Source organism: Mesorhizobium sp. M9A.F.Ca.ET.002.03.1.2 (assembly GCF_003952365.1).
Lineage (GTDB): Bacteria > Pseudomonadota > Alphaproteobacteria > Rhizobiales > Rhizobiaceae > Mesorhizobium.
The window spans coordinates 4,143,114-4,157,537 of record NZ_CP034443.1; the positions used below are offsets into that span (position 1 = coordinate 4,143,114).

Here is a 14,424-nt window from a genome sequence, read left to right on the forward strand (position 1 = left end):
CCGAGTGAGGAGAAAAACCATGAGGAGGAGAACATGAGGACCATGATTACCGGGCTCGCTTTTGCCGCGAGCATTCTTTCCACGCTGGCAACGGTCGGGCCGACAGCCGCCGAAACCGCCAACATCTGGGTGCGCGCCGACGGCTCGAACTTCATGCCGCGCATCGTCGACGCCTTCAACAAGGGGCATGAGAACCAGATCAAGCTGGACATCATCCCCAATGCCGAGATCATCCCGAAATACGGTGCTGCCGCCGCCGGCGGCACGGCGCCCGACGCGCTGTCGCTCGACCTGATCTACACGCCGTCCTTCGCCGCCGCCGGCCAGCTCGAAGACATCACCGACTGGGCGAAATCGCTGCCTTATTTCGCCAGCCTGTCGCCGGCGCACGTCAAGACCGGCACCTACAAGGACCGGATCTACGGGCTGCCGTTTTCCGCCGACAGCTCGGTGCTGATCTGGAACAAGAAGCTGTTCAAGCAGGCCGGTCTCGACCCCGAGAAAGGCCCGGCCAACTGGGCCGAGATCGAAGCCTCCGCCGAAAAGGTCAACGCGCTCGGCGGCGACATCAAGGGCTTTTATTTCTCCGGCAATTGCGGCGGCTGCAACATCTTCACCTTCACGCCGCTGATCTGGGCGTCGGGCGGCGACATCCTCACCGAGGACGGCTCGAAGGCGACGCTCGACAGTCCGCAGCTGCGCGGCGCCATCGACCTCTACCGCTCGATGGTCGAGAAGGATCTGGTGCCGGCAGGCGCGCAGACCGACACCGGCTCCAACTTCTTTGCCGCCTTCGCCGCCGGCAATATCGGCATCTCGCCGTCCGGCGCCTTCGCCATCGGCGCGCTGAACACGCAATACCCAGACATCGACTACGGCGTCACCTTCCTGCCGGGCAAGGATGGCGGCTGGTCGTCCTTTGCCGGCGGCGACAATTTCGTCGTCACCAAGGGCACCACGAAAATCGCCGTGGTGAAGGAGTTCCTCGATTTCGCCTATTCGCTGGAAGGCCAGACCATCCTGGCGAAATATGGCAGCCTTCCCGTGCGCGGCGACATCGCCAATGAGGCGCTCAAGGAGCTCGACCCGCGTTACAAGGTCGCCGCGGAAGCCATGTCCAAAGGCCGCACGCCCTATTCGGTGGTGTTCAACGACCTGATCAACTCCGCCAACGGTCCGTGGAACCAGATGGTCAACGAGGTCTTCTTCGGCGAAGACGTCGACGGCGCCATCGCCAACGCGCAGGAGACCATGCAGTCGATCATCGATTCGGCGCCGCAGCAGTAGGCTGGCGCCGATCCGGCCGCCCGCCCGTCTCCCTGGGCCGGCGGCCGGACAATCGCATCCGTCCAACATCAGGGCTGTCTTGCATGGAAGCTTTGGGGCATCTGCCCGGTCTACTCCCACCCCTGACCCCTCTCCACAAGGGGGAGGGCAATTCCAGCTTGGGTTCCTCGCCCCCACAGAGTGGGGGAGAGGTGGCTCGGCGAAGCCGAGACGGAGAGGGGGACTGCGCCCTACGAAAGCCCCCTCTCCGGCCGCTTCGCGGCCACCTCTCCCCCGCCTTTGGCGGGGGCGAGGAACCCAAGCCTTGTCGGGTCGTGCCACCTTCTCCCACAAGGGGAGAAGGAAAAGCGAGCGGCCAGCCATGACCATCATCGCAACCACCTCCACCCCGGCGCGCCGCCGCAAGCTGGTCGGCGCCGGCCGCCGGCAGTGGATCGGCCTGCTTTACGTCGCGCCGGCCGTCGCCCTCGTCGTCGTCTTCTTCATCATTCCGCTTTGCATGACGGCGTGGATGTCATTCCACAATTGGCCGCTGATGGGCGCGCACCGCTTCATCGGCCTCGACAATTACTGGGCGATCCTGCGCGACACCAGGTTCTGGAACGCGCTCAAATTCACCGGCTACTACACGGTGATCGTCACCATCGCGATCTTCGCCGTCGCCTTTCCGCTGGCGCTGTTCATCGAAAAGCCCAGGCAGCTGACCGGCTTCTACCGGACGTCCTTCTTCATGCCGGCCGTCATCGGTTTCGCCTCGGCCAGCCTGCTCTGGTCGTGGCTGCTCAACGTCGATGCGGGCCTGTTCAGCCCGGCCGCTGTCGGCCTCGGCCTGACCGAAAAGAAGGTCAATCTGCTGGCGACCTTCCAGCCGGCCTTCTGGTCGATCATCGCCATGGTCGTCTGGAAGGTGGCGGGCTTCACCATGATCATCCTGATGACCGGCCTGCAATCGATCCCGCCGGACCTGCAGGAGGCGGCGATGATCGACGGGGCAGGGCCGTTCGCGCGCTTCCGGGCGATCACTCTGCCGCTGATGCGCCGCACGCTGGCGCTGGCGCTGATCCTGTCGGTTGCCGGCTCGGTGCTGGCCTTCGACCAGTTCTACATCATCCTGCGCGGCGGCCCGCGCAACCAGACGCTGACCGCCGTCTACTGGATCTTCAACCAGTCGTTCGTGTCGTTCAAGCTCGGCTATGGCGCGGCGCTGTCGATGGTCCTGCTGGTCATCCTGGTCGCGCTCAGCCTCGTCCAGCTGCGGCTGCTGCGCCAACCGGAGGGCGTCGACTGATGGCGCAGGCAATGAGCCGCAAAAGCCGCATCGGCACCCGGATCGCCGAGCACGCGACGGGCATCATCGCCTCGCTGCTGTTCCTGGCGCCGATCGTGTGGACCGTGCTTTCGGCCTTCAAGCCGGCGCAGGAGGCGCGCAAGCCGCCGCTGCCGCCCTGGCCGACGACGGGTTTTTCGGTCGAGAACTACGCCACGCTCAACACTTTCGGCGACGGGCTGTGGCTGCCGGCGCAAAACAGCATCTATGTCTCGGTGATGACGGTGGTGCTGTCGGTGATCGTCGGCGTGCTAGCCGGCTACGGTTTCTCGCGCTTCCGCTTTCCGCTGAAGAACCTGCTCTTCGTCACCATCCTGTCGACGATCATGATCCCGTTCCAGTCGATCCTGACGCCGATCTTCCTGGTGCTGACCAAGATCGGCCTGCACAATACGCTGACCGGGCTGGTCTGCGTCTACGTCACGCTGCAGCTGCCGTTCTCGATCTTCATGATGCGCAACGCCTTCGACGCGGTTCCGCGCGAGATCGAGGAAGCCGCCCGCATGGACGGCGCCAACAATGTCACCATGCTGATCAAGGTGATGCTGCCGCTGGTCTGGCCGGGCATCGTCACCATCGCGCTGTTCGCCTTCCTCGGCGCCTGGAACGAATTCCTGGCGGCGCTGGTGCTGATGACGGACCAGTCCAAATTCACGCTGCCGATCATGATGACGGCGCTGCAGTCCGGCCGCTTCGGCGCCATCGACTGGGGCGCGGTGCAGGCGGGCGTCACCGTGATGATGGTGCCGTGCCTGGTGCTCTTCCTGTTGCTGCAGCGCTTCTACATCCGCGGCCTCATGGCAGGGGCGGTGAAATGACCAATCGAAATTCGAACGGAGCAAGTTCATGACCGCATCGCAATCCACCAAACAGGCCGCCGCGTCGGGCAAGCTCGCCTTCCGTCCGCTGCCCGTGCCGCAGGTCGATATCAGAGGTTTCTGGGGCGACCGCGTCGACGCCGTCGCCACGCGCACCGCCGGCATCCTCTACGACCGCTGCGTCGAGGCGCGCATGCTGGAGCAGATCGATCCGGACCGGCCATCGCCGGGCGTCGTCATTCCGTTCCACTCGCCATCGCCCGACGAAGCATCCGGCTCCGGGGCCGAGTTCACCGGCTCGACGGTGACGACCCAGATGTTCTGGGACTCGGATTGGGGCAAGACGATCGAGACGGCGGCCTATTCGCTCTACCGTCGCCGCAATGACGATCTGGAGAAGAAGATCGATGCTGTCATCGACATCTACGGCAAGCTGCAGCAGCCCGACGGCTATCTGTCGAGCTGGTACCAGCGCATCCAGCCCGGCTTGCGCTGGACCAATCTGCGCGATTGCCACGAGCTCTATTGCGCCGGCCATCTGATCGAAGGCGCGGTCGCCTACTACCAGGCCACCGGAAAACGCAAGCTGCTCGACATCATGTGCCGCTATGCCGACCATATCGCGCAGACGTTCGGTCCCGAGCCCGGCAAGAAGAAAGGCTATTGCGGCCACGAGGAGATCGAGCTGGCGCTGGTGAAGCTCGCACGCGCAACCGGCGAGCAGAAGTACATGGACCTCGCCAAATACTTCATCGACCAGCGTGGTCTTGAGCCGCATTATTTCGACGAGGAGGCGCGTGCCCGCGGCGCCGACCCGAAGGCCTATCATTTCAAGACCTACGAATACAGCCAGTCGCACAAACCGGTGCGCGAGCAGGACAAGGTCGTCGGCCACGCGGTCAGGGCGATGTATCTCTATTCCGGCATGGCCGACATCGCCACCGAATATGGCGACGACACGCTGCGGGTGGCGCTCGACCGGCTGTGGGACGATCTCACGACCAAGAACCTCTATATCACCGGCGGGATTGGGCCGTCGTCGCACAATGAGGGTTTTACCGCCGACTACGATCTGCCCAACGAAACCGCCTATGCCGAGACCTGCGCTTCGGTCGGCCTGGTGTTCTGGGCGAGCCGCATGCTCGGCATGGGTCCCAATGCGCGCTATGCCGACATGATGGAGAGGGCGCTCTACAACGGCTCGATCTCGGGCCTGTCGCTCGACGGCTCGCTGTTCTTCTACGAAAATCCGCTGGAAAGCCGGGGCAAGCACAACCGCTGGAAGTGGCATCGCTGCCCGTGCTGCCCGCCCAATATCGGGCGCATGGTCGCCTCGATCGGCAGCTATTTCTACGGCCTGTCGGATGACGCGCTGGCGGTCCATCTCTATGGAAACGGAACGGCCCGTTTCGATATCGGCGACAGGCCGGTGACCCTGACCCAGACCAGCAACTATCCTTGGGACGGCGCGGTGTCGATCAGCGTCGAGCCCGAGGCGCCGACCGCGTTCACCTTGCACCTGCGCCTGCCGGCCTGGTGCCGCAAGGCGGCGCTCAAGGTGAACGGGGAGGCGGTCGATCTGGATGGTGTGACGAGCGACGGCTATGCCGCGATCAGGCGCGAGTGGCGCAAGGGCGACCGGGTGGAACTCGATCTCGAAATGGCCGTCGACCGCCTCTACGCCAACCCTGAGGTGCGGCAGGACATCGGCCGCGTCGCGCTTGCGCGCGGGCCGCTGATCTACTGTGTCGAGGAGACCGACAATGCCGGCCAGCTGCATCGCCTGGCTCTGCCACGGGCGGCAAAAATCGAGGCGCGTGACGAGCCCAACCTTCTCGGCGGCGTCGTCACGCTTTCGGCCATCGCCGGCAAGGAGGCCTCTGAAAACTGGGAAAGCGGGCTCTATCGCACCGAGCCACCGGCGGCAGAGGAGACGAAAGTCACGGCCGTTCCGTACTTTGCCTGGGACAACCGCGAGCCAGGCGAGATGCTGGTGTGGTTGCGGGACGGATGAGAGCTACAGCCATGGCTGCGGCGGATTCATGGCGTGCTGCACCGTGCGCCAGACAGCAGCCTTGCATTACAGGCGGACGAAAGCGGTGAGCGGCAGATGATCGGAGGCAACCCGCGAAAGCGGGGTGTCGTGCGCTTCGACGGTCGAGATCATGCCGTGTCGATTGGCCATGATCCGGTCGAGCGCCAGCAGCGGAAGGCTCGATGGAAAGGTGGGGACCGCCGGCGGCAAAAAACCAAAAGTCGTATGCAGCGTGTTCAGCGCGGAACGGTTTCCGAGCCGCCATTCGTTGAGGTCGCCGAGCAGCAATGTCGGCCTTTCGTCGGGGCTGTTCATGATGTCGAGCACGACACGGGCCTGTTCGGAGCGCGAGCGGCGCAGCAGACCGAGATGGGCTGCGATGACGCGCAGCGTCGGTTTCTCGTCGAGATCGATCTCGGCAACGAGCGCCCCACGTGGCTCCAGCCCCGGCAGCTTGATCTGGTGCACGTCGCGCACGGTGCCACGCTTGAACAAAAGCACATTGCCGCGCCAGCCATGTCCCTTGCCGTTTCCGGCAATCGGCACCGGCATCAGTCCCGTTTCCATTTCGAGGCGGGCAAGGTCGAGCAGCCCGGCACGATCACCGAAGCGGTTGTCGGCCTCCTGCAGCGCGATGACGTCCGGGCTGATTTCCCGGATGACGCGAGCGGTCCGTTCGGGATCGAATTTCCGGTCGACGCCGATGCATTTGTGGACGTTGTAGGAAGCGACCACCATTTCGGTGCCGTCCACCCGCTTGCGCTGCTCGGATTTTGCCTTCCGCGCATTTCTGCTGCGGATCGACAAGAGCACGGTCTCCTGAAAGCTGCGTCCGTTTTTCTGCATGTGCCTGCCGTTATTCCTTAGAGATAGGGCGACCCCAGCCACAGCACCCGGTCGAACAGGCGAACGATGAATGGTCGGGCTCGCAAGGCTTCGAGCGTTACGGGTATGGCGGAGGCGATCGCCGAGCCGATCCTCTCATCGATCTCGGCGGCAAAGCTTGCATCCAGAACCTCCATGTCGATCTCGAAATTCAGCCTGAGCGAGCGGGCATCAAGATTGGAGGATCCGACATAGGCCCACACGCCATCGATCGACATCAGCTTCGAATGATCGAACGAGCCCGCGTGGCGCCATACGCGGCAATAGTGCTTCAGCACCTGGTCGAACTGCGCCGTCATGGCGCGGTCGACGAGGAAGAGGTTGTTCACCGCCGGCACGACGATATCGATCTCGACGCCGCGCCGGCCAGCTGTCGTCAGCGCGCTGATCAGTTCCCGGTCCGGCAGGAAATAGGGCGACATGATGCGGATCGATTTGCGGGCAACGGAAAATGCCCCGATCAGCAATTGGTGGTTCGTTTCGATGCTGGCATCCGGCCCCGTTGCCACCGCGCGCACCAGCATCGGCTGGCCGGCCAAGGTGCGGTCCGGGGGCGAGGGATTTTCTATTCTCCAGGCGTCGCCTTTCAAGGCCTCGTTGCCGGCGAAGCGCCAATCCTCGGCCGCAACCGAGAAAAGGTCGGCCACAACCGGCCCGGTGACCTGGAAATGCGTGTCCCTGGCGCTGGAGGAGCCGGCAAACTCGGCCGAGAATCCCTTGCGGATGTTCATCCCTCCCGTGAACGCCATCATGCCATCTACAATCAGGATCTTCCTGTGGGTTCTCAAATTGGCATAGGGAAGTCGCAGGCCCATGACGATGTTGCCGTTGAAAAGATCGGCGGTGACATCAGCCGCCTTGAGCTGCCTGAGGATGCTGGGCACCGAGTAGCGCACGCCGACGGCGTCGATCAGCACGCGTACGGTCACGCCGCGCCGGACAGCACGGCCAAGCGATTCGACGAAAAGCTGCCCGACGTCGTCATTGTCGAAGATGTAGGTTTCAAGGAGAATACTGCGTTGAGCGCGATCGATCGCTCCGCACATCGCGGCATAGGCCTCGTCACCTGTCTTCAACATCGCAATTGCGTTGCCCGACGTCAGGGCACGCCGCGCCACCCTGTCGCCCAACGTCTTCAGGCCGGTGAACCGTTGGCCGTATCGCTCGGCAATCAATCCTTCGGCGGCAATGTCGCGGTCGTGTTTTGCGGAAGCCACGTCGCTGGCGAGCAGCCGCTGCGCGCCGATCGACGCACGGCGGATACGGTTTATGCCAGCAACAGCGTAGATCAGCACACCGAGGAACGGCGACAGGAACATCACGCCGACCCAGCCAGTGGCGGCGCGGACGTCTTCCTTCGTCATGATGGCATGGGCGATGCCGACGGTCGCCATCACCGCCGAAATGATCACGAGGACGTTTGGCCAATGAGTCATCAAGGTCTGCCACATTGCTGAAACTATCCAGCGTGCGGTCGCAGAACGCAATGCAGCTGCTCATGTCTGGTGTTGACGGGCTTGCGCCGGGTTGTGGCCTGCGGCTCACTGATTTGCGCCTGTGAGGGGCACGGCTTGACTTCGCCATGGCAAGGCGCTGATCTAGTGGGCGAGTGGCGTCAGTCACTCACTGGGTGGAGGCAGAATTGGCGCTCGAAGATGTCGTGCGTCCTAACGCTGGCGGTCGCCTCATGGTCATGGCCGTCGCAGCGGTGCCGTTATTGTTCGCGATCAGCGGCCTAGCCATTCGCTATGCCGCATTTGCCTCGATATCGGCAGAATCAGGGTTCACTGCTTATGCCCGTGCGCTCTGCCGGTGGGATTGCGCCTGGTATATTGGCATCAGCGAACAGGGTTACGAGCGCTTTCCCATTCCAAACCACAGCAATGTCGGTCGCTGGGGCTTCTTTCCACTCTATCCGATGTTGATGGCGGCGATCCGTGTTGTTTTCCCTTTCCAGACGATACTGGTCGCCACGATCACCTCCATGTTCTGCAGCTACGCCGCCTGTCTGGTGGCATGGCCGCTGCTCGAGAAGAACATGCGGGCCTACATACTATATTGCGCCTTTCTGCTCAGCGGCCCGTTCTCGTTCCACTTCACGACGTTCCTGACCGAACCTCTTTTCGTGCTCCTGACTTCCTGCGTTTTTCTAGCGCTCAAACGCTCCAGCTATCTCGCCGCGGGTGTCTCATCCGCTCTGCTGTCGGCAACGAGGCTCGTCGGGGTCCTTGTTGTGTTTGCGATCGTCATTCAAATGTTCAAGGAGCATCGCGAGCGAGGCGGATCGATGCCGTCCTTCCCTCGTTGGGTGCTTGGCCGACCGGATTTGCTCGTGGCGATCTTCATCTCGCCTGCCGGCTTGTTCGCTTACATGCTGTTTCTCCATCTCACGGTCGGGGACGGCTTTGCGTTCTTGCACGTCCAGCGCGCGTTTGGACGGGTGGCCGGCAACCCGCTCGTCTTTTTATGGGACGGGCTCTCGGCTGTTCCGACCACCGGATGGCTGCCCACGGCGCCGCAATGGAGCGCGCTGGCCGCGGTCACCGGACTGGCGCTGTCGGCGGGTCTGGCGGTCCGCAGGCAATATGGCGCCGCGCTGTTCTGCGCGATCTGCATCATCCTGCCTCTGATCACCAACCTGGCCTCCATGGTCAGATACGTGGTTGGTCTTGCGCCTCTGACAATGTTGCTGGCCGTCCTGTTATCGGCGTCGAAGCTGAGTTGTCTGGCAGCTTTGTTCCTTTTCCTGGGCGCCTGTTATTTCATGACTGCAGCGTGGATCGGAGGCTACCTTGCCCTGGTCTGACTTTGCGGATCCGTATCGGCGTGCCGTTCGGCTCGGCGGCTATGCGCTCGCAGCGGTTCTAGGGGCGGCCGAGATCGTCATCCTTGCGCTTGCTCTCAATCCGAACGTCAACGCCGATTATCGCGCCTTTTACGTCGATCGGACGACGACCTGCCTCAACCGCGACGCCACCGGCAGCTACACACTTGGCCAGACGGTATCCTTCCGCAGCGACGGCGCCAAACGGGCAGCCAGCATAAAGGTCTGTGGCTGGTCGGGGTCGGCAGGCGACGGCACCCATTCCCTGGGCGAGACCTCGCGGCTTCGCCTGGAGATACCGCCACTCGGTCACGGCTTGGTTGCCACGCTGCAAATGACCGCCGTCATTCGTCCTCCGCAGATCACGCAGAGGGTGGTGATCTCGGTGAACGGCGTCCGGGCGCATGCGGTGACGCTGTCTGGCAAGGAACTGCGAAAGGTCTCGTTCGTCATTCCACCGGCGGCTCTGGGCGAGGCCAAGGCACTCGACATCGCCTTCGACTATCTCGACGGAATTCCGCCAACTCCGGCCGCCAGCAACATCTACAAACGCTCCATCAAGCTGGTATCGTTCCGGTTGGATGCCATTGAAGCGGGTTAATGCATGTCGCGCAAAAGTGTGCAGCGGTTTTGCGATAACGACATGCATAAAAACAAGAACTTAAAGCGCGTCACATGAATCCGTTCAAACGCGACGCGCTTTAGGTGGAGCGATCGCCTTGCCGGCCGGGTTTCCGCTGCGCAAAAACCCATCGGTCGAGCATGAGAAGATTGATCACCGGAATGAGCGAGCATGTAACCAGAATGGCAATGATGGGCGGCAGGCCGAGTTTCGCCGTCAAAAGCGCCGGCGCCGCGTAAGCCACGGCGAAGCCTGTCGCCGTCAGCATGAGAAAACGCGGAGCTTCCGATCGATGCGATCCGCTCGACAGGAAGGTCACAGATTTGTGGGCGAGATACGAAAACACGGCGGCCGCGGCGTAAGCCGCAAGTGACGCCTGGACGGGGGTGAAGCCGATCCATCTGACCCAGGCGATAGCCAAGACAGCATATAGGATCGTCGCGGCGATGCCGACCAACCCGAAGCGCGCCAGCAGCCTCAGTCCGGCGCCGGCGGTCGAACGGGCCTCAGACCTGCGCACTGCACGCATACTGGGCTCCAAGCGGCAGAGGAGCGAGCAGGCGCTCGACTTTTTTGGCGAAGGGCCTTGCCGACGGCAGCAGCAGGAAGTGCTCGGATCGGATATCGCTGAAGCCCGCCTCCCGAAAGAAGGACGCTGCCTTGGCGGCGTTGAGCAGGACGGCGTCCCGGTCGAACGGACAACGGAACACCGCAAGACGCGTCAGCGGATTATAGGGATTGTGCTCGATGATGCAGGCGACGCCGCCCGGACGCACGACGCGCCGCATTTCCCGGAAGAAATCGAGCCAGGAGACGGGCGGAACGTGATGGACGACGCAACTGGCGAAAGCCAGATCGAACGCACCGTCCTCATAAGGCAGGCTCGGCGTGGTGCAGGCCCTGTAGCTCACACGCGGATTGTCCTGGCCGGCGCGCAGGATCGATTCCTCCGAGACGTCGCAGCCATCCAGGTTCTCGAAAGCGCCTTCGAGATAAGGGTGGAGCGACCCGACGCCGCAGCCGACATCCAGCGCTCGCACACTCGCACCGCCCTGCCGAAGCCCTCGCTCGACGACGAGGCGCCGCAGCAGGTCGGCCTTGGCGATCAGAAAGAAGTCGTGCTTGAGTCCAGAAAACCGGATGGATCCTGCGACCGCCTCGCCATAATTTGATTTATAGCTGTCGAAGAGTTCGGCCATCAGCCGAGGCTCCATTCCTGGGTTTTCGAATCGATCGGCGGCTCTGACCAGGGGTGGCGGCACGCATCGCCTTGTCGAAGCCGGTGACCCGATCGATCACGTAAAGCGGACGGCGTTTCACCTCGGCGTGGATGCCGCCGACATAAAGCCCGACCACGCCGGTCATGAACAGATTGATGCCGCACAACAGCGACACGATCACCACGGTGGATGTCCAGCCGGCAATGATGCCGGTTTCAAAAATCCAGGCGAAGACGGCGTAAGCACCGAACACTACGGCAAGCGCGGAGATGGCCAATCCTCCCCACAGCGCCATGCGAAGCGGCTTTTCGGAGAAGCTGACGATGCCGTGAACGGCAAGGTGCATCATCTTCCAGAATGGGTATTTGGTCTGGCCAAGCGTCCGCGCGGGGCGTTCGAAAGCAACCGCCGCCTGCTTGAACCCCATCCAGGCGAACATGCCCCGGACAAAGCGATCGTGTTCGGGCATATGCTTGAAGGTTTCCAGCGCCTTGCGGCCGACCAAACGAAAATCCCCGACGTCGCGTGGGATGTCGACCGACGTCATCTTCTCCAGCAGACGGTAGAAGAGACTCGCCGTCACGCGCTTGAACCAGGATTCGCCCTCACGCTTGATACGGCGGGCATAGACGATCTCGAAACCGTCCTTCCACTTCGCCACCAGATCGAGAACCACCTCCGGCGGGTCTTGCAGGTCGGCGTCCATGACGATGACGGCATCACCCGTAGCCGCGTCCATGCCGGCGGTGATCGCGACCTGATGGCCGAAATTGCGGGAAAGCTCGATCAGCCGGAAGCGCGGCTCGACAGCGACCACCTTCCGAAGGTATTCGACGCTTCCATCGACGCTTCCGTCATCGACGAAGATCGCCTCAGCCTCTCCGTCCAGTCGGCAGATCAGGGAACTGATCCGCTCGATCAGTCGAGGCAACACTTCTTCTTCGTTGTATATTGGAAGGACCAGCGAGTAGCGCGGCGGCGATACGTTAACCGCAGTCCTGATGCTTTGGATCACAGCGTCTCGCATGCAATTAAAACTGGATGGTAAGCTAGAAAGTTCCAATGACACATAAGAAATCGCTAATTTGGCGAATTCGGGCAGAACTCTACGGTCCCGATGTCTCTCGCTGATGCATCCTTGCCACTTCGCCCATTGCACAAGCCGCACCGGAACAATAGATGGTGCAGCAATGGGCCGCGCCGAAAGCGGTCGAAAAGTGCAGGATCATGCGCATGACGGATACGCTCGACGCAGCGAAATTGACCGACCGCGTCGCAGCCTTGGTCGAGGCTGCCAAACGCGCCGGCGCCGATGCCGCCGACGCGGTTGCGGTGCGCGGCCGTTCGGCCGGCGTGTCGGTGCGGCTTGGCAAGGTCGAGGGTACCGAGGCGTCCGAGAGCGAGGATGTCGCGCTGCGCGTCTTCGTCGGCAAGCGGGTGGCGAGCGTCTCGGCAACCGCTGCCTCCGATCCTAAAGCGCTCGCCGAACGCGCCGTGGCGATGGCGAAGGTCTCGCCCGAGGACCCCTATCAGGGCCTTGCCGACCCGGCCCTGCTGGTCGATAAGCCGCGCGACCTCGATCTGTTCGACCCGACGGAGGTCTCCGCCGACCAGTTGAAGGAAGCAGCCCTTGCCGCGGAAGCGGCGGCGCTTGCCGTCAAGGGTGTCACCAATTCGGCCGGCAGCGGCGCCAGCGCCGGGCTCGGCGGTCTGGTGCTCGCCACCTCGCACGGCTTCGTCGGCCACTATGTCGCGTCGCGCTTTTCGCGCTCGACCAGCGTCATCGCCGGCGAGGGCACCGGCATGGAGCGCGACTATGAATATTCCTCGCGCCAGCATTTTGCCGATCTCGATGCGCCGGAGGATATCGGGCGCAAGGCCGGCGAACGCGCCGCGCGGCGTATCGGCGCGCGCAAGGCGGCGACCGGGCCGGTCGACGTGGTGTTCGACCCGCGCGTCGCCCGCGGCATCGCCGGCCATCTCGGCGCCGCCATCAATGGCGCGTCGGTCGCGCGCAAGACCAGCTTTTTGCGCGACATGATGGGCAGAAAGGTGGCGGCGGCCGCGATCACCGTCACCGACGAGCCGCTCCGGCGCCGCGGCCAGGCGTCGCGTCCGTTCGACGGCGAAGGCATCGAGGGCGAAAGACTGCTCATGGTCGAGAAGGGTGTTTTGAACCATTGGTTCCTGTCGACCTCGGCCGCGCGGGAATTGGGGCTGATCACCAACGGCCGCGGCTCGCGCAGCGGCTCTTCGGTCTCGCCGTCATCGACCAACCTCGCCATCGAGCCGGGCGAGCGGACGCCCGAAGACCTCATCAAGTCGCTTAAATCAGGCTTTTACGTCACCGAAGTGTTCGGCCAGGGCGTCGACATGGTGACCGGCGAGTACAGCCGCGGCGCTTCCGGCTTCTGGATCGAGAATGGCGAGCTTGCCTATCCGGTCGCCGAGGTGACCATCGCCTCGAACCTGAAGGCCATGTTCCTCAGCATGGTCCCGGCGAGCGATCTCGATCGCAATTTCGGCACCGCGGCACCAACGCTGCTGATCGAAGGCATGACCCTTGCCGGAGCTTGACCAGGTCATATCCGCTGGGGCTCGCGCGGATTTGGCCCTCCTGCGCGACGCTGCCCGCGAGGCGGGCGCCATTGCCATGCGCTATTTCGGCAACAACCCGCAAGTCTGGATGAAGGGCGGCACCTCGCCGGTCAGCGAGGCCGACCACGCCGCCGACGCCTATCTGCGCGAAACCTTGCTTGCGGCGCGGCCGGACTATGGCTGGCTGTCGGAGGAGACGGCCGACAATCCGGCAAGGCTTGCCGCCCGCCGCACCTTCGTCGTCGATCCGATCGACGGCACGCGCGGCTTCCTCGAAGGCCTCCGCTCCTGGTGCGTCAGCGTCGCGGTGGTCGAGGACGGCCGCACGCTTGCCGGCGTGCTCGAATGTCCGGCTATGGAGGAGACCTATTGGGCGCTGCCCGGCGAGGGCGCGTTCCTGAACGGCCGTCGCATTGCCGCGCGCCGCCCGGCGGCGACGGTCGACATTGGCGGGCCGAAGCCGTTGATCGACCTGATGCCGGCGGAATGGCGGGGCCGGCTGAACCGCGTGCCCTATATTCCCTCGCTCGCCTATCGGCTGGCGATGGTCGCCAATGGCGCGCTGGACGCGACCTTCGTCAAACCCAACGCACATGACTGGGACATTGCCGCGGCGGACCTCATCCTGCGCGAGGCTGGCGGCGCACTGCTCGACCAGAACGGCCGCGCGCCGCGCTATGCCGGCGAAGTGATCCGCCACAGCGCGCTGGTTGCCGGCAGCGGCGAACTCCTCGCCATCCTCTCCGGCGTCATCGCCGGGCTGGACAATTGAGCATTTTCAATGGTTCCAAAGTCGGCGGCTTTGGTC

Annotated in this window: 13 protein-coding genes; 8 read left to right on the top strand and 5 right to left on the bottom strand. The window is 63.4% G+C overall.

Going from position 1 to position 14,424, the window contains the following annotated elements; genetic code table 11:
- The first annotated feature begins 33 nt into the window (after positions 1–33).
- From EJ066_RS19905 to EJ066_RS19920, 4 genes are all read left to right on the top strand, one after another.
- Entirely contained in the window at positions 34–1,287 is a 1,254-nt protein-coding gene (locus EJ066_RS19905; RefSeq protein ID WP_126040889.1) for a sugar ABC transporter substrate-binding protein, read from the top strand.
- Between the two features lie 361 nt (positions 1,288–1,648).
- Positions 1,649–2,575, top strand: coding sequence for a sugar ABC transporter permease (locus EJ066_RS19910; protein ID WP_126040891.1), 927 nt, complete (start codon positions 1,649–1,651; stop codon positions 2,573–2,575).
- Complete coding sequence (locus EJ066_RS19915; RefSeq protein WP_126040893.1) at positions 2,575–3,432, top strand: carbohydrate ABC transporter permease; 858 nt, start codon at positions 2,575–2,577, stop codon at positions 3,430–3,432. The genes EJ066_RS19910 and EJ066_RS19915 overlap by 1 nt, the downstream gene beginning before the upstream one ends.
- Before the next feature lie 28 nt (positions 3,433–3,460).
- Positions 3,461–5,446 carry a glycoside hydrolase family 127 protein gene (locus EJ066_RS19920; RefSeq protein ID WP_126040895.1) on the top strand — a complete coding sequence of 662 codons (1,986 nt, stop codon included), beginning with the start codon at positions 3,461–3,463 and terminating at the stop codon, positions 5,444–5,446.
- Positions 5,447–5,512: 66 nt separating this feature from the next.
- Here the strand turns inward: EJ066_RS19920 and EJ066_RS19925 are convergent, their stop codons facing one another.
- The gene (locus EJ066_RS19925) at positions 5,513–6,313 is read right to left on the bottom strand and encodes an endonuclease/exonuclease/phosphatase family protein (protein ID WP_126040897.1); all 801 of its coding nucleotides are present in this window, start codon (positions 6,311–6,313) and stop codon (positions 5,513–5,515) included.
- Positions 6,314–6,330: 17 nt separating this feature from the next.
- Positions 6,331–7,803: a phosphatidylserine/phosphatidylglycerophosphate/cardiolipin synthase family protein gene (locus EJ066_RS19930; RefSeq protein WP_126040899.1), complete on the bottom strand. Its 1,473-nt coding sequence runs from the start codon at positions 7,801–7,803 to the stop codon at positions 6,331–6,333.
- Positions 7,804–7,994: 191 nt separating this feature from the next.
- Between EJ066_RS19930 and EJ066_RS19935 the strand changes: the two genes are divergently transcribed.
- Together EJ066_RS19935 and EJ066_RS19940 are read left to right on the top strand one after the other, a co-directional pair.
- Positions 7,995–9,158, top strand: a complete 1,164-nt coding sequence (locus tag EJ066_RS19935) for a hypothetical protein (RefSeq protein ID WP_126040901.1) — start codon at positions 7,995–7,997, stop codon at positions 9,156–9,158.
- A complete protein-coding gene (locus EJ066_RS19940) occupies positions 9,145–9,777 on the top strand; it encodes a hypothetical protein (RefSeq protein WP_126040903.1) in 633 nt (210 codons plus the stop codon). Before EJ066_RS19935 ends, EJ066_RS19940 begins: the two co-directional genes overlap by 14 nt.
- 100 nt (positions 9,778–9,877) lie before the next feature.
- Here EJ066_RS19940 and EJ066_RS19945 read toward each other — a convergent pair whose 3' ends face one another.
- From EJ066_RS19945 to EJ066_RS19955, 3 genes are read right to left on the bottom strand one after another with little or no spacing between them, the layout of a single operon-like run.
- A complete protein-coding gene (locus tag EJ066_RS19945) occupies positions 9,878–10,327 on the bottom strand; it encodes a GtrA family protein (protein ID WP_126040905.1) in 450 nt (149 codons plus the stop codon).
- The gene (locus EJ066_RS19950) at positions 10,305–10,997 is read right to left on the bottom strand and encodes a class I SAM-dependent methyltransferase (protein ID WP_126040907.1); all 693 of its coding nucleotides are present in this window, start codon (positions 10,995–10,997) and stop codon (positions 10,305–10,307) included. The genes EJ066_RS19945 and EJ066_RS19950 overlap by 23 nt, the downstream gene beginning before the upstream one ends.
- Positions 10,972–12,045 carry a glycosyltransferase family 2 protein gene (locus EJ066_RS19955; protein WP_126043981.1) on the bottom strand — a complete coding sequence of 358 codons (1,074 nt, stop codon included), beginning with the start codon at positions 12,043–12,045 and terminating at the stop codon, positions 10,972–10,974. The genes EJ066_RS19950 and EJ066_RS19955 overlap by 26 nt, the downstream gene beginning before the upstream one ends.
- 206 nt (positions 12,046–12,251) lie before the next feature.
- Here EJ066_RS19955 and EJ066_RS19960 point away from each other — a divergent pair, with 206 nt between their 5' ends.
- A complete protein-coding gene (locus EJ066_RS19960; protein ID WP_126040909.1) occupies positions 12,252–13,595 on the top strand; it encodes a TldD/PmbA family protein in 1,344 nt (447 codons plus the stop codon).
- A complete protein-coding gene (locus tag EJ066_RS19965) occupies positions 13,582–14,388 on the top strand; it encodes a 3'(2'),5'-bisphosphate nucleotidase CysQ (protein WP_126040911.1) in 807 nt (268 codons plus the stop codon). Before EJ066_RS19960 ends, EJ066_RS19965 begins: the two co-directional genes overlap by 14 nt.
- Positions 14,389–14,424: the final 36 nt, after the last annotated feature.

Bases quoted from the DNA above. Each gene is read 5' to 3' on its own strand.
- EJ066_RS19910 (WP_126040891.1), top strand. From the start codon at position 1,649: ATGACCATCATCGCAACCACCTCCACCCCGGCGCGCCGCCGCAAGCTG.
- EJ066_RS19930 (WP_126040899.1), bottom strand. From the start codon at position 7,803: ATGTGGCAGACCTTGATGACTCATTGGCCAAACGTCCTCGTGATCATT.
- EJ066_RS19915 (WP_126040893.1), top strand. From the start codon at position 2,575: ATGGCGCAGGCAATGAGCCGCAAAAGCCGCATCGGCACCCGGATCGCC.
- EJ066_RS19950 (WP_126040907.1), bottom strand. From the start codon at position 10,997: ATGGCCGAACTCTTCGACAGCTATAAATCAAATTATGGCGAGGCGGTC.
- EJ066_RS19955 (WP_126043981.1), bottom strand. From the start codon at position 12,045: ATGCGAGACGCTGTGATCCAAAGCATCAGGACTGCGGTTAACGTATCG.
- EJ066_RS19960 (WP_126040909.1), top strand. From the start codon at position 12,252: ATGACGGATACGCTCGACGCAGCGAAATTGACCGACCGCGTCGCAGCC.
- EJ066_RS19920 (WP_126040895.1), top strand. From the start codon at position 3,461: ATGACCGCATCGCAATCCACCAAACAGGCCGCCGCGTCGGGCAAGCTC.
- EJ066_RS19925 (WP_126040897.1), bottom strand. From the start codon at position 6,313: ATGCAGAAAAACGGACGCAGCTTTCAGGAGACCGTGCTCTTGTCGATC.
- EJ066_RS19905 (WP_126040889.1), top strand. From the start codon at position 34: ATGAGGACCATGATTACCGGGCTCGCTTTTGCCGCGAGCATTCTTTCC.
- EJ066_RS19945 (WP_126040905.1), bottom strand. From the start codon at position 10,327: ATGCGTGCAGTGCGCAGGTCTGAGGCCCGTTCGACCGCCGGCGCCGGA.